Below are 13757 nucleotides of genomic sequence, written 5' to 3'. Positions count from 1 at the left end.
TCAGGCCGCTGACCAGCGTAAACGAGTGCTGACGGCGGCTGGTGTGCCCGCGGCAGTGCGCGTCAGTGACCGCTGTTTGCCGCCCCATCTGGTGCGCATCTGGTGCGGGCAACCTCCTTCAGTCCCCCGGCGCGCACGCGGATGCTCATGGCACGGAGTGCGCGGACACATGTTGCAAGTTGCTGGGGTGGCGGTCTGAGCTCAACTGCGTCTGAAATTGCACGAAACATGGGACAAGCTCCGCATGATCGGTGCATAATGGGCTTCACTTGGCAACAGTGCCGACTCCCTGCGTCCAATGCCCCCTAGTGGGCCTGACTTGAGGGAGTCCGGAATGGAACCGATTTCGCTGCTGATCATTGCGATCATCCTCATGATCGCGCGTGAGAGGTAGTTGAGTCGAGTACGCCGAGTATCGAGGGCCCTCCGGGGCCCTCGATTTTACTTTCCCAGAACATCGTTTGCTGCTGACACGAGCGTTCCTATAGTTGCCAGAGTCGCAACAGGAACTCCTACTGCTGCAATTTTCTCTGCAACAGAAAGCCGCGACCACCACGATCCTGTTGCTACAGAGCCGTTGACCCGCAACAGCGCGCGCGAAGCCCTCTGTTTCAGCGCCTTAAAGAGGATGAGAAATACGCCTATGGCGAAAAGTGAACCTATAGCCAAGTTGGTGTACGGTTCATTCTGCCTGGATTTTTCGACCCTCCTCACGCACTCCCGTACGGTCTCGTGATCGTTATCACTTAGGAGCCAGAAAGCGAAAACGGCGACGAGGAAGGATAGGAAAATTAGGGAGACTTTTGTCTCGTATTTCGGTGAATTATCAACGGCTCCTCGTGCCCGGAGGAAGCCCTCTAGTCTGGCTGCCTGGCCGTAAGCCCATGTGGCATCTGACCCAGCTATGTTAAGCTCAGTGCGCTCCTTGTCTATTGTGATACTTACCGACCTTTCGGTCGAAATGGTGCTCGCTTCCAGGGATAGATTGGTCCAGTCGTCGTTCACTTCTGGCGAACTTGTATTTACGGCGGCGACGAGGTCTGCCAGGCTGGGCTCCCAGAATCGTGTACTACCTATAACGGTAGACACTTTGATTTCTGGCGATGGTATTCCTTCGCAGGCTATACTGAACATTCGTTCAATGTCGCTCTGGCCCAATCTGCACTGATAGAAAACTCTACGCAAGTCCGTTTGCTGGTTTGGGGCTGTCGTCACATCCGTAATCATTCCCCGCAGGGGTTGCTTATATTGCATATGTAACCAATTTGCGACACGCCTCTTGAGCGCCTGGGGCAGAGCGACGGCGCGCCGTGCCCCGGAAGTCATGTTCAGGTGGTGGCTCAAGTCGGGGGAGCGGATTTGAGCGGTGTCCTGCCCGGTCTGAGGTCGGGCATGGCGATCTTGTCTGACGGGGGACCCGGACCGGGGAAGTGCGTAAAGCCGTGGAGCCGACCCCCAGCTACGACGGCGCTCTTCCCCGTAGTCAGGCGCCCGCTGCTGGCGCGCGAGCGGGCGGCCCGGTGACAGGAGCGGCGGCCCGCGCCGCCATCCCGCGCGCCGCGCCGCTTGCTGGGCGTTTACTTGTAGGTTCTCTTGGGCTGCGTGGGCTTGGCTCGGTGCTGCTGATGACGGCCCGGGTGCGTAACAAGGCGTGGCCGATTGACCATCGTGCTGGCGATGACCGTTCAGAGCAGTTGCTGCTGCCAGTCAGCGAAGGTGTCGCGAATCGCCGCGGCCTCCTCAGGGGTGAGGTCGTAGGCGGCGAACTGCTTGTCGGTGTAGCGCTGGATGCGGCCGAGTGAGTCGGCGAACATGCGGCGGTCGAAGCCGGCGTCGTTCTGGGCAGCGAGTTCCATGAGCTGTTCGCGCGTGTAGCCGGCCTTCAACAGCCCTGCGACGTCGATGGCGTCGCGGACCTCGGCTCGGGTGAACAGTGCGCTGGTCTTGCCTGCGGCGACGTCGTCGCGGTGGAGTACCGGGCCGAGGTCGGATTCCACTGGTGTGTGGTGGAGGAATTCGGCGACGAGCTCCACCTTGCTCTGCGTGCCTGAGGTTGTGTCCGTGACGTTCAACCTGGTGTAGGTGGGGGTCAGATGTGCTTGCTCGACGGTGTAGCCAGCGGCTTCGTAGGCGGCGGTGATCCGCTGCGCGGCCTGGCTCATCTCGTGACTCGCCCTCTCGAAGGGTGCGAAGAGGTCCACGTCGTCGCTGACTCGGTTGACGATGTGGTGAGCCTGGACGGCGTAGCCGCCCGCGAGTGCGTATCCGTAGTCCTTGGCGAGCGCGTCCAGCCCGATGCGGATCAGCTCGCGGTGCAGCTCATCCACTAGGCAGCGGTTGTCGTCGTGCCGGACTCGCGGAGTTCAGGGAAGCACGCTTCCCAAGCGGCCCTGACCGGGAGGGGCAGGAACAGGTCGTGCCATACCTGGCGCAGCGATGCCGCGTGCAGGTACGCATTGAGGTCGTCGCGCGTCTGGGCCTCGCGGATGACGCGCTCGTACATCAGCCGGAAGTCCGCCTCGTCGGCCAGGTCGTAGATGTAGTGCGGTCCCCAGTCGATGTGGCGCGGCAGCGTGACGCCACCGGTGGTGGGCCCGGCCAGCTCGGCGAGCGACTCCGGCAGTACGTATGGCTTCGCCGCTGCATACCTGCTCATGGCTCCAGCATGCCTGATGTGCCTGCCAGCGGCGCTGATATCGCAATCGAGTGCACTACGGAGTGAACGTCGGCTGGGAGGAGACGGGCCGACATGCCCGGCGCCTGATCTGGCACGCAACGGGCACGGGACGCCTAGAGAGGTCTAGACAACAAACAAGCCCCGGGCCGCTGGCCTGGGGCTTCTGTCTGGAGCGGGTGACGGGAATCGAACCCGCGCTCTGAGCTTGGGAAGCTCATGTTCTACCATTAAACTACACCCGCGAGAGGCGCCCGATCTCTGGCGCCGCATCGTCGGACACTTTACCCCATGGCTGACCCCCGGCGCATTCGTCGTGGGGTCTTCGTGCTGTTCGGGGTCCGGTCGGGGGTGGGGTGGCGGCAAGGTGGGGGTGAGGTCGGGTGGGTTCGGGGGTGTTTTGAGGGGGATTTGGTGTGGTTTTGGGGTGGATTTTCGGGGGTGTCCGTGGGGTGGAAGCGGCTGTTGGGGTGCGGGAGTTGGGCGTACGGTGGGGGTGCGGAGTGCCGCGTGGAGCGGTGGGTGGTTGATCCCCTAATGTGGCTTTTGTCGTCCACGCCGTCCACGTTCTTGGGGAAGGGACTCATGGAGCGCACCGTCGTCCGTTGTGCTGAGGGGCATGTGTTCAGCACCTCCTCGTTCCCGATGCAGCACCTCACCGTCGATCGCATCGGCCCCGGCCGGTTGCTGCGGTGTCCGCGTTGCGCTCGGCTCCGGCACGCGGTGCCGGTGGGAGCCGATAAGCGGTGAGCGGTAGGTGAGCGGTAGCTGTTGAAGTCGCAGGGTGCGGGCCCGGTCCGGTGGGACCGGGCCCGCACCGTGGGGCACCTGTGATGTGCGTATCCTCTTCAGGTGCTTCTCTCAGACAAGGACATCCGGGCCGAGATCGACGCCGGACGGGTGCGGATTGATCCGTACGATCCGGCGATGGTGCAGCCGTCGAGCATCGATGTAAGGCTGGACCGGTTCTTCCGGGTGTTCGAGAACCACCGCTATCCGCATATCGACCCGGCGGTGGAGCAGCCCGATCTGACGCGGCTGGTGGAGCCCGAGGGCGAGGACGCGTTCATCCTGCACCCGGGGGAGTTCGTGCTCGCCTCGACGTACGAGGTCGTGTCGCTGCCGGACGACATCGCCTCGCGGCTCGAGGGGAAGTCGAGTCTGGGGCGGCTGGGGCTGCTGACGCACTCCACGGCGGGGTTCATCGACCCGGGGTTCTCCGGGCATGTCACGCTCGAGCTGTCGAATGTCGCGACGCTCCCGATCAAGCTCTGGCCGGGGATGAAGATCGGGCAGCTGTGCATGTTCCGGCTGACGTCGCCCGCGGAGCATCCTTACGGTTCCGCCCGTTACGGCTCCCGCTATCAGGGGCAGCGCGGGCCGACGCCCTCGCGGTCGTACCAGAGCTTCCACCGGACGAAGGTGTGAGCGGCGTGGGTGAGGAGCGGGAGAACCTTACGTACGAGCGGTTCGGGGTCGCGGTCCGCGAGCTGGCGGAGCAGATCGCCGGTGATGGCTACGAGCCCGACGTCGTGCTCTCCATAGCCCGTGGCGGGGTCTTCGTGGCGGGTGGGCTGGCCTACGCGCTCGACTGCAAGAACATTCACCTGGTGAACGTGGAGTTCTATACGGGCGTGGGGACCACCCTCGACATGCCCGTGATGCTCGCGCCCGTGCCCAACGCGATCGACTTCTCCGACAAGAAGGTGCTGATCGCCGATGACGTGGCGGACACCGGCAAGACGCTGAAGCTGGTCCGTGACTTCTGCCTCGGCACGGTCGCCGAGGTGCGCAGCGCGGTGATCTACGAGAAGCCGCAGTCGCTGGTGGAGTGCGAGTACGTCTGGCAGCGCACCGATCAGTGGATCAACTTCCCCTGGAGCGTCGAACCGCCCGTGGTGCGGCGGGAGGGGCAAGTGCGGGACGCCTGACACAAGCCATGACGCGTAGATGAGGGGCCCGCCGGTGCGGGCCCCCTTGGTCATGCGGCCTGTGGTGCCGGCCTTACGGCGTTCCCAGCCTCACAGCGTTCCCAGCTTCAGCAGGCTCAACAGCGCGATCAGCTGGATCGCCGACGCGCCCAGCGCCTTCTGCCACGGCAGGTCGTGCGACTTGCTCACCATCGAGGTGAAGAGCGCGCCCGCCGCTAGCCAGGTCACCCAGCCCAGCACCTTCACCAGCGAGCTGTCCCCGCCCAGGAAGAGCGCGAACACCAGCCGTGGCGCGTCCGTGATCGACATGATCAGCATCGACAGGCCGATGGTCGGCCCCCAGGTGCCGTCGCCGCCCAGCTGGCGGGCGAGGGTGTGGGTGACGGCGCCCAGGATCAGTCCACTGATCACCATGGCGACGCCCGCGGTGAGCACCCACGGGATGCTGTTGGACATGGGGGCGTTGAGGACGTCCTTACGGGCGTCATCGAAGCCGAAGACCGCCAGCAGACCGTAGACGAAGGTCACGATCAGCGCCGGGCCCCACACCGCGTAGTCCCGCATCTGCCAGAAGGTGGCCGACGGGCGCAGCACGATGCCGCTCAGCAGCTGCTGCCAGTGCAGCCGGGGGCCGGCGGGCGGGGCCGTGGAGGAGCCTGTGCGGTACGTCTGCCCGCCGTAGCCGTCGTCGTACGAACCGGGGCCCTGGCCGTACGGGTCGTACGCGTCGGGCCCCTCGCCGACGCTGAACTGCTGTGTATGGCCCGAGTTGTTGTCGGCGTACCCGCCGCCGCCCTGGCCGTACGGTCTCTGCCCCTGGCCGTAGCCTCCGGGGCCGGGGCCCTGCCCGGGCCCGGGGCCGTAGTGCGGGTCCTGGCCGCCGAAATACTCCGGCTCTCCCTGTGAGGAGGGCTGCTGCCACTGCGGCTGCTGCTGACCGCCGTACGGGTCGTTCTGTCCGTACGGCGGCTGCGGCGGCCGCTGCCGCTGCCCTTGTTGCGCGGAGTGGGAGTCCCGTCCGCGTCCGATCCTGAATCCAGCCACCATTCGAACGTACCCGGTCGTCGCGGGCCGGGTGCGGGAGCTGTGTGAGCGGACCAGGCATTGCGGCCGAGCTGTGACATCCCCTAGGGGGTCCCTTATGGGTTTTCCCCCGGTGGTGGATGGGGCTCGCCCGAGGAGAGGGAGGAGGAGGGGGTCGGCGGTGTGCCCGCCCGGCGTTGGTCCCGCGTTCGCCCGTCTTGGGCCGCGTCTTGGGCCGCGCTCTGGTCCGCGCCCCAGTTCGTGTCCTAGTCCGCGCCCTAGTTCGCGTCCCAGTTCGTGTTCTAGCCCGCGTCCGCCGCGAACGGCTTGCTGCTGAAGGCCGTCTTGTCCGCCGTGCCGTCCGTGATCCACCACCACTCGGGACGTTCGCCGTACCGCGAGAAGGCCAGACCGGGGCCCCACGCCAGGACGACCTCGTCCTTACCGTCGTGATCGAAGTCCGCGACGCCGTAGAGCCGGGCCGCGCGCTCGCCCTTACGGATGGTCTTGCCGTCCACGACGGCGGGTGCCGCGCGGGTCAGGAGGTGACGCCCGGCGACGCGGGTCGTGGCGGGGCGGGAGCCCCGCAGGGTGAGCAGCTCGACGCCGCCCCGCCCGAGCGAGACGGCCAGTTCATCGGTGCCGTCGCCATCGGTGTCGGCGGCCGCCAGGGTGCCGGACATCCCGGGCACCCTGAGGGGGCGCGGAACCGAACCGGCCGTCCGTGCCGCCCCCTTGTGGTAGACGCTCACCGTCTTGCCGATGTCCGGCCGCTCCGTCTCCACGCCCGGCTCGTCGTTACGGGTGCCGCTGTCGCCGACCGCGACATCACGGTGGCCGTCGCCGTCGAAGTCGCCGAAGGCGATCGAGTTTCCCTCGCGCAGCCTGCGGCCCGTGTGGCCGAGGCCGTGGGGCCCGGCGGCGAGGAGGGTGGAGCCGGACTGGTCGTTGTCGTTGAGCGCGTGCACCACCAGATCGGTGGCGCGGTGGCCGTCGGCGGTGTCCGCGATGGTGTCGGCGATGAGATCGCCGATCTCGCCGTGGCCTTCCAGCGGGCTCGCGTACGGCACGGTCCGGGCGGCCCTGCCCGCCCGGTTGAACGGCCCGTACAGCACCAGTAGCGAGTGCCGGTCCGCGCGGACCAGGGCCAGGTCGTGGTGGCCGTCGCCGTTGAAGTCGCCGACGGTGGGGCGTTGGGCGTCCACGCCGTCGTCCGGGCCGGTCAGCTGGACGCGGGCGGCGGAGCGGGTGCGGTGGGGGCCGCCGGGGCCGCCCCAGGAGATGTAGGGGACGGTCCGGACGGTGGCCTGGGTGCGCTCGGTCTCCTGCTTGCCGAGTGCCTCGCCCGCCGTGGTGGTGACGTCGGCGTAGCCATCGCCGTCGAGGTCGGCCGTGGCCACCTCGGTCGCGCCCGCGACGGTGACGTCCTGGGACGGCAGCCCGAGGTCGCGGTGGCGGAGCACGGTCCGGGTGGCGGGATTCAGGCCGTGGGACGAGCCGTGGACGAAGGCGATCCGACTGGGCAGCCCCCCTTTGCCGGACGGGACGGGGACGCGCAGATCGGGGTAGCCGTCGCCGTTGACGTCATCCGGCAGCCGGCTGCCCTTGCCGTGGGGGACGGGCGCGGTCGCGGTGGGGGTGATGACGGCCCCGGCGGCGGAGTCGTCGCGCCGGTCCCTGGCGCCGTCGTCGGGGCCGCAGGCTGTGAGCAGCAGCGCCAGACAGGCCGTACCGGCGGCGACGGCGGTGGTGACCGAAGTGACGGAAGTGGCGGCAGAGGCGGCGGCTGAGGCGGTGGAGACGCGGGGGACATGGGGGACGCGGGGGAGGGAGCGGCGTCGGGGGCCCGGGACGCGGCCGGGTGGTGCTGTGGGGGGAGGTGCGGGCGTCATCGGGCCACCTCAACCCATCAGGGCGGCTGAGGCCATGGGGCACGGCACTTCGTTACGAGGGTGATGCCTGGCGCTCCGACCGGCCGCCGCTCGGTGATCTTTCCGGATGATGCGGGACCGATCAGTCCGCTTGACTGTAAAGATGACCTTTGGAGCACAAGGGCCGTCCAGGACATTTACGGATGCCGTGTTGGGCATGATCCTGTAGGGAATTCGCAACGTCGTTGTGAGAAGGGATACTTCACGGCCAGTATCGGTACGTCCGGCGGGGAACTTCGATGCGGAAAAGCGGGGGCAACCATGTGCTTAACGCACGGTGTGCGGATGACGGGTGAGGCGGCGAGACCGGTGAAAGAGGGCGCGGGCGGGGTGTAGTCGCGATGTCGGACGGGAGTGGTCGGCCGGCGGCGGAGGATGCCGCTCGCCCGCCGCTGAGCGAGGGTGCTAGAAATAACGACATGGCCGGACTTTTCGGTCGACCACGGGTTCCGCTGGCCCGCACGATGACCGACTGGCGCCCACGCGGTCGGCGTGAGGGGCCCCGCTCGGCATGGGAGCGACGTGGGCGGCGCGTTCAGCAGGACACGCAGGACCAACAGGACCAGCAGGATCAGCAGGACCACCGACAGAACCAGCGGGATGAGCGAGGTCAGCGCGATCAACGGGATCAGCGCGATCAAGCCGATCGGCAGGGCTCGCCGGGCCCCCCTGAGCGCTGGGGTCCGCAGGGTCGGCAGAGCACGTACGCCCAGCTGAGCCCGCATGGGCGGCCGCCGGTGCGCACCGGCTGGAGCGGCCGCGGATCGGGCTCCGGCTCCGGCCCCGGCTCCGGCGGCGGTCCCCACGGCCGCGGCTACGGTCGGCGGCCCCGCTGGAGCCCGGTGCGCGGCGTGCGCACCGTGGCCGGCCAGGTCTTCGTCCTACAGGTCGGCGTCGTGCTGCTGCTGGTCGTCGCCGCCGTCGTGGCGCTCGTCCTGCAGTCCCGCTATGACAGCGAGCGGGAGGCCCGCAACCGCTCCATGGCGGTCGCCGAGAGCTTCGCGAACGCGCCGGGCATGGTGAGCACGCTGCGCGGCCACGATCCCAGCGCCGTGCTGCAGCCGCTCGCCGAGCGGGCCCGTAAGGGCTCCGGGGTCGACTTCGTCGTGGCCATGACGCCCCAGGGGATCCGCTACACCCACCCCAACCCCGCCCGGATCGGCAAGCACTTCATGGGCAGCATCCGTGCGGCGGCCGAGGGCCGGACGGTCCAGGAGACCTTCACCGGCACCCTCGGCCTGTCCGTACGGTCCGTCGTGCCAGTCAAGGACGCCCAGGGGAAGGTCGTCGGCCTGGTCGCGGCCGGTATCACGATCAAGAGGGTGAGTGGCGCCGCCGACCACCAGCTGCCGCTGCTGTTCGGCGCGGCCGCGGCCGCCATGGCGCTCGCCACGGCGGGCACGGCCCTGGTCAGCAGGCGGCTGCGGCGCCAGACCCACGGGCTGGACCCGTCCGAGATGACGCGGATGTACGAGCACCACGACGCGGTGCTGCACTCGGTCCGTGAGGGCGTGCTGATCGTCGGCGGCGACGGGCGGCTGGTGCTCGCCAACGACGAGGCGCGCCGGCTCTTCGACCTCCCGCCGGACGCCGAGGGCCGCCTGGTGTCCGAGCTCGGCTTCGATCCGCACACCGCCGCACTGCTGGCGTCCGGGCGCCCCGCCACCGACGAGGTCCATACGGCGGGTGAGCGGCTGCTGTCCGTCAGCCACCGCCCCACCGACCGCGACGGCGGCCCGCCCGGCAGCGTCGCCACCCTGCGCGACACCACGGAGCTGCGCGCGCTGTCCGGCAAGGTCGACCTCGCGCGCAACCGCCTCAAGCTGCTGTACGACGCGGGCGTCTCCATCGGCACCACGCTGGACGTGGTGCGCACCGCCCAGGAGCTGGCGGAGTACGCGGTGGCCCGGTTCGCCGACTACGTCTCGGTGGACCTCGCGGACTCGGTGCTGCGCGGCGAGGAGCCCCCGGACGGGGTATCGGGCATCAGCGCCCCGGACGCGGGCTCGTGGGCCGCCGTGGCGGCCGCGGACGGCGGCCGTACGGTCCTGCGTCGTACGGCCCTCAGCGGCATCCGGGACGACGGCCCGCTCTACCCCCTCGGCATGCTGATCGAGTTCGGCCCGAGCGCGCCCCAGGCCCGGGGCTTCCGCAGCGGAGCGGTGACGGTCGAGCCGGTCCTGGGCGACTTCGGCGGCTGGCAGGAGCAGGACCCCGAGCACGCCCGCCGGATCGTCGACTACGGCATCCACTCGATGATCACGGTCCCGCTGCGGGCCCGGGGCGTCGTCCTGGGCGTGGCCAGCTTCATGCGCGCGGAGAAGCCGGAGCCCTTCGAGGAGGACGATGTCTCCCTCGCGGAGGAGCTGGTCACCCGGGCCGCCGTCAGCATCGACAACGCCCGCCGCTACACCCGCGAGCACACCATGGCGGTGACCCTCCAGCGCAGCCTGCTGCCCCGGATGCTGCCGGAGCAGAACGCGCTGGATGTGGCGTACCGCTATCTCCCGGCGGAGTCGGGGGTCGGGGGCGACTGGTTCGACGTCATCCCGCTGCCGGGGGCGCGGGTGGCGCTGGTGGTGGGCGATGTGGTCGGGCATGGTCTGCACGCGGCGGCGACGATGGGGCGGCTGCGGACGGCGGTGCACAACTTCTCCACGCTCGACCTCCCGCCCGATGAGATCCTCTCCCACCTCGATGACCTGATCGCCCGGATCGACCAGGACGAGGGTCCTGGCGGGCTGGACGGCGACGGCAGCGGTGGCAGTGAGGGGATCACGGGGGCCACGTGTCTGTACGCGATCTACGATCCGGTGACGCGGCGTTGCACGATGGCGCGGGCCGGTCATCCGCCGCCCGCGCTGGTGCGTCCGGACGGCTCGGTGGAGTTCCTGGAACTTCCCGCGGGGCCGCCGCTGGGCCTGGGCGGACTGCCGTTCGAGACGGCGGAGCTGGAGCTGCCAGAGGGCAGCCATCTGGTGCTCTACACGGACGGGCTGATCGAGAAGCGCGACCGGGACATCGAGACCGGTCTGGAGATGCTGCGCGGCGCCCTGGCCCACCCCGGCCGGACGCCTGAGGACGCCTGTACGGCGGTGCTGGACGCGCTGCTGCCCGATCGCCCGAGCGATGACATCGCGCTCATCGTGGCCCGTACGAGGGTGCTGGAGCCCGGTCTGACCGCCGACTGGGAGGTGCCGTCCGATCCGGCGCAGGTGGCCGCGGTGCGGGCCGCGGTGGCCCGGAAGCTCGCGGAGTGGGATCTGGGCGATGTCGCGTTCACGACCGAGTTGATCCTCAGCGAGCTGATCACCAACGCGATCCGCTACGCGACCGGCCCGATCCGGGTGCGGCTGCTCTGCGACCGCAGCCTGATCTGCGAGGTCTTCGACACCAGCAGCACCTCTCCGCATCTGCGGTACGCGGGGACGACGGACGAGGGCGGCCGGGGGCTGTTCCTGGTCTCGCAGTTCGCCGACCGCTGGGGCACCCGCTACACCGCGGACGGCAAGGTCATCTGGACCGAGCAGGCGCTGCCGCTGTCGAGGAACGGCAAGGCCGCGGGCGTAAGGCCCTCATGAGAGTCGTAAGGACGACACGGCGGCCGTAAGGGCGTCATGGCCTCCGTAGGGTCGTCGGCAAGCGCCAGCGAGCGTGAAGCCCGCCAGTAAAGCGTGAAGCCCGCCCACGGACTCCGTGGGCGGGCTTCACGCATCGTCGCGACGTCTACGGCGCTACTTCGCCGGGGCCGGCTCCGGCTCCTCCGCGTTCTTGCCGCCGTCCTCCGGCGCGGCCGGGGTCCTCACCGAGTCCAGGAGCAGCTGGGCCACATCCACGACCTGCAGCTCTTCCTTCACCACGCCATCATTCTTCTTGCCGTTGACGGAGTCGGTCAGCATCACCAGGCAGAACGGGCAGGCGGTGGAGACGATGTCCGGGTTGAGGGACAGTGCCTCGTCCACGCGTTCGTTGTTGATGCGCTTGCCGATCCGCTCCTCCATCCACATCCGGGCGCCACCCGCGCCACAGCAGAAGCCGCGCTCCTTGTGGCGGTGCATCTCCTCGTTCCGCAGCCCCGGCACCTTGGCGATGATCTCGCGCGGCGGGGTGTAGACCTTGTTGTGGCGGCCCAGGTAGCAGGGGTCGTGGTAGGTGATCAGACCCTCGACCGGGGTGACCGGGATCAGCTTGCCCTCGTCGATGAGGTGCTGCAGCAGCTGGGTGTGGTGGATGACCTCGAAGTCGCCGCCCAGCTGCGGGTATTCATTGGCGATCGTGTTGAAGCAGTGCGGGCAGGTCGCGACGATCTTCTTCGCAGACTTGGGCTTCTTGGACGACTCGTCCTCATCGTCCTCGCCGAAGGCCATGTTCAGCATCTCGACGTTCTGCTGGCCGAGCTGCTGGAAGAGGAACTCATTGCCCAGGCGGCGGGCGGAGTCACCGGTGCACGCCTCGTCGCCGCCCATGATCGCGAACTTGACGCCCGCGATGTGCAGCAGCTCCGCGAAGGCCTTGGTGGTCTTCTTGGCCCGGTCCTCCAGGGCGCCCGCGCAGCCGACCCAGTACAGGTAGTCGACCTCGGTGAGGTCCTCGATGTCCTTGCCGACGACCGGCACCTCGAAGTCGACTTCCTTGGTCCATGCCAGCCGCTGCTTCTTGGCCAGCCCCCAGGGGTTGCCCTTCTTCTCCAGGTTCTTGAGCATCGTGCCCGCCTCGGACGGGAACGAGGACTCGATCATCACCTGGTAGCGGCGCATGTCCACGATGTGGTCAACGTGCTCGATGTCCACCGGGCACTGCTCGACGCACGCGCCGCAGGTGGTGCAGGACCACAGCACATCCGGGTCGATGACGCCATTCTCCTCGAGCGTGCCGATCAGCGGGCGCTCGGCCTCCGCCAGCGCGGCCGCGGGCACCCCGGCGAGCTGCTCCTGGCTCGCCTTCTCCTCGCCCTCCGCCGTCTTGCCGCCACCGGCGAGCAGATACGGCGCCTTGGCATGCGAATGGTCGCGCAGCGACATGATCAGCAGCTTGGGCGAGAGCGGCTTGCCGGTGTTCCAGGCGGGGCACTGCGACTGGCAGCGGCCGCATTCGGTGCAGGTGGAGAAGTCGAGGATGCCCTTCCAGGAGAAGTGCTCGATCTGCGAGACGCCGAACTGGTCGTCCTCGCCCGGGTCCTCGAAGTCGATCGGCTTGCCCTCGCTCACCATCGGCTGCAGCGCGCCGAGCGCGACCTCGCCGCTGGACTCCCGCTTGAACCAGATGTTGGGGAAGGCGAGGAAGCGGTGCCAGGCGATGCTCATGTCGAGGTTGGTGCTGACCGTGATCATCCAGATCATGGTCGTGCCCAGCTTGATCATCGCGAAGAGGTAGGTCAGGTTCTGCACCGTGTCCACGCTGAGCCCGTCGAAGAGCTGGACCAGCGGATACGAGGCGAAGTACGCGGGCTCGTAGGAGTCCACGTGGTGCAGCGCGCCCTCGGTGCCGCGCAGCGCCATGATCGCGAGGCCGATGATGAGGATGACGTACTCGACGAAGTACGCCTGCCAGGCGGTGGAGCCCGCGAACCGGGACTTGCGGCCGGCCCGGCTGGGCAGGTTCAGCAGCCGGATCGCCATCAGCGTCAGGATGCCCAGCGTGGTCATCGTGCCGATGAACTCGATGTACAGCTCGTAGGGGAGGAAGCCGCCGAGGATCGGCAGCGTCCAGTCCGCCTGGAAGAGCTGGCCGTAGGCGTTGATGATGGTCGGTGGCAGGGTCAGGAAGCCGATCGCCACGAACCAGTGGGCGACGCCGATGACGCCCCACTTGTTCATGCGGGTGTGCGCGAGGAACTCGCGGACCAGGGTCACGCTGCGCTGCCAGGGATTGTCGGTCCTGGCCCCCGCCGGGACCGGGGCGCCGAGCTTGAAGAAGCGCACGAACTGTGCGACGGCCCGGCCGAGCAGGGCAACGCCGACCGCGGTGAGGACCAGCGACACGATGATCGCGGCGAGTTGCATAAGGGGCTCCTCGAACCTGCGAGAGCTGGATTACTAAGCAGTACTTGATTACTAAGCAGTAACTTAATGTGGCTTGACCGAGATTACCCGCCCGGGCGGGCGTCCATGTAGTCGACCAGCCGGTGATCTGTGTCGCTCACTTGGCCCCTTCGCTCCCTCACTTGGCCCCTCCTCCCTCTCCTCCGCGCCCGCTTGG

General features: G+C 68.2%; 9 protein-coding genes and 1 tRNA gene. 3 read left to right on the top strand and 7 right to left on the bottom strand.

Going from position 1 to position 13757, the window contains the following annotated elements; translation table 11 throughout:
- Window positions 1-441: 441 nt before the first annotated feature.
- The 4 genes from JK364_RS27970 to JK364_RS27955 form a co-directional block, all read right to left on the bottom strand.
- Window positions 442-1134: a hypothetical protein gene (locus tag JK364_RS27970; protein WP_201854092.1), complete on the bottom strand. Its 693-nt coding sequence runs from the start codon at window positions 1132-1134 to the stop codon at window positions 442-444.
- Window positions 1135-1685: 551 nt separating this feature from the next.
- A complete protein-coding gene (locus JK364_RS27965) occupies window positions 1686-2327 on the bottom strand; it encodes a nucleotidyl transferase AbiEii/AbiGii toxin family protein (RefSeq protein ID WP_201854091.1) in 642 nt (213 codons plus the stop codon).
- Window positions 2327-2656: a hypothetical protein gene (locus JK364_RS27960; protein WP_201854090.1), complete on the bottom strand. Its 330-nt coding sequence runs from the start codon at window positions 2654-2656 to the stop codon at window positions 2327-2329. Before JK364_RS27960 ends, JK364_RS27965 begins: the two co-directional genes overlap by 1 nt.
- Before the next feature lie 189 nt (window positions 2657-2845).
- Window positions 2846-2919, bottom strand: a tRNA-Gly gene (locus JK364_RS27955).
- A gap of 607 nt (window positions 2920-3526) precedes the next feature.
- Here JK364_RS27955 and dcd point away from each other — a divergent pair.
- Window positions 3527-4102, top strand: a complete 576-nt coding sequence (dcd, locus tag JK364_RS27950) for a dCTP deaminase (protein WP_201854089.1) — start codon at window positions 3527-3529, stop codon at window positions 4100-4102.
- A gap of 5 nt (window positions 4103-4107) precedes the next feature.
- Entirely contained in the window at window positions 4108-4605 is a 498-nt protein-coding gene (locus tag JK364_RS27945) for a phosphoribosyltransferase (protein ID WP_201854088.1), read from the top strand.
- Window positions 4606-4695: 90 nt separating this feature from the next.
- Here the strand turns inward: JK364_RS27945 and JK364_RS27940 are convergent, their stop codons facing one another.
- On the bottom strand, window positions 4696-5652 hold the full coding sequence (locus JK364_RS27940; protein ID WP_201854087.1) for a Yip1 family protein: 957 nt from the start codon (window positions 5650-5652) through the stop codon (window positions 4696-4698).
- 278 nt (window positions 5653-5930) lie between these two features.
- Window positions 5931-7520, bottom strand: coding sequence for a VCBS repeat-containing protein (locus JK364_RS27935; RefSeq protein ID WP_201854086.1), 1590 nt, complete (start codon window positions 7518-7520; stop codon window positions 5931-5933).
- A gap of 881 nt (window positions 7521-8401) precedes the next feature.
- Between JK364_RS27935 and JK364_RS27930 the strand changes: the two genes are divergently transcribed.
- Window positions 8402-11140: a SpoIIE family protein phosphatase gene (locus JK364_RS27930; RefSeq protein WP_201854085.1), complete on the top strand. Its 2739-nt coding sequence runs from the start codon at window positions 8402-8404 to the stop codon at window positions 11138-11140.
- A gap of 153 nt (window positions 11141-11293) precedes the next feature.
- On the opposite strand, the gene JK364_RS27925 is transcribed toward JK364_RS27930, so the two are convergent.
- Window positions 11294-13561 (bottom strand): (Fe-S)-binding protein, encoded by a 2268-nt coding sequence (locus JK364_RS27925; protein ID WP_201854084.1) that lies wholly within the window; start codon window positions 13559-13561, stop codon window positions 11294-11296.
- Window positions 13562-13757: the final 196 nt, after the last annotated feature.

Origin of the sequence: Streptomyces endocoffeicus (genome assembly GCF_016741935.1) — a bacterium.
Classification (GTDB): domain Bacteria; phylum Actinomycetota; class Actinomycetes; order Streptomycetales; family Streptomycetaceae; genus Streptomyces; species Streptomyces endocoffeicus.
The sequence above is the reverse complement of the archived record's forward strand: the minus strand, read 5'-3'. Positions and strand labels throughout refer to the sequence as shown.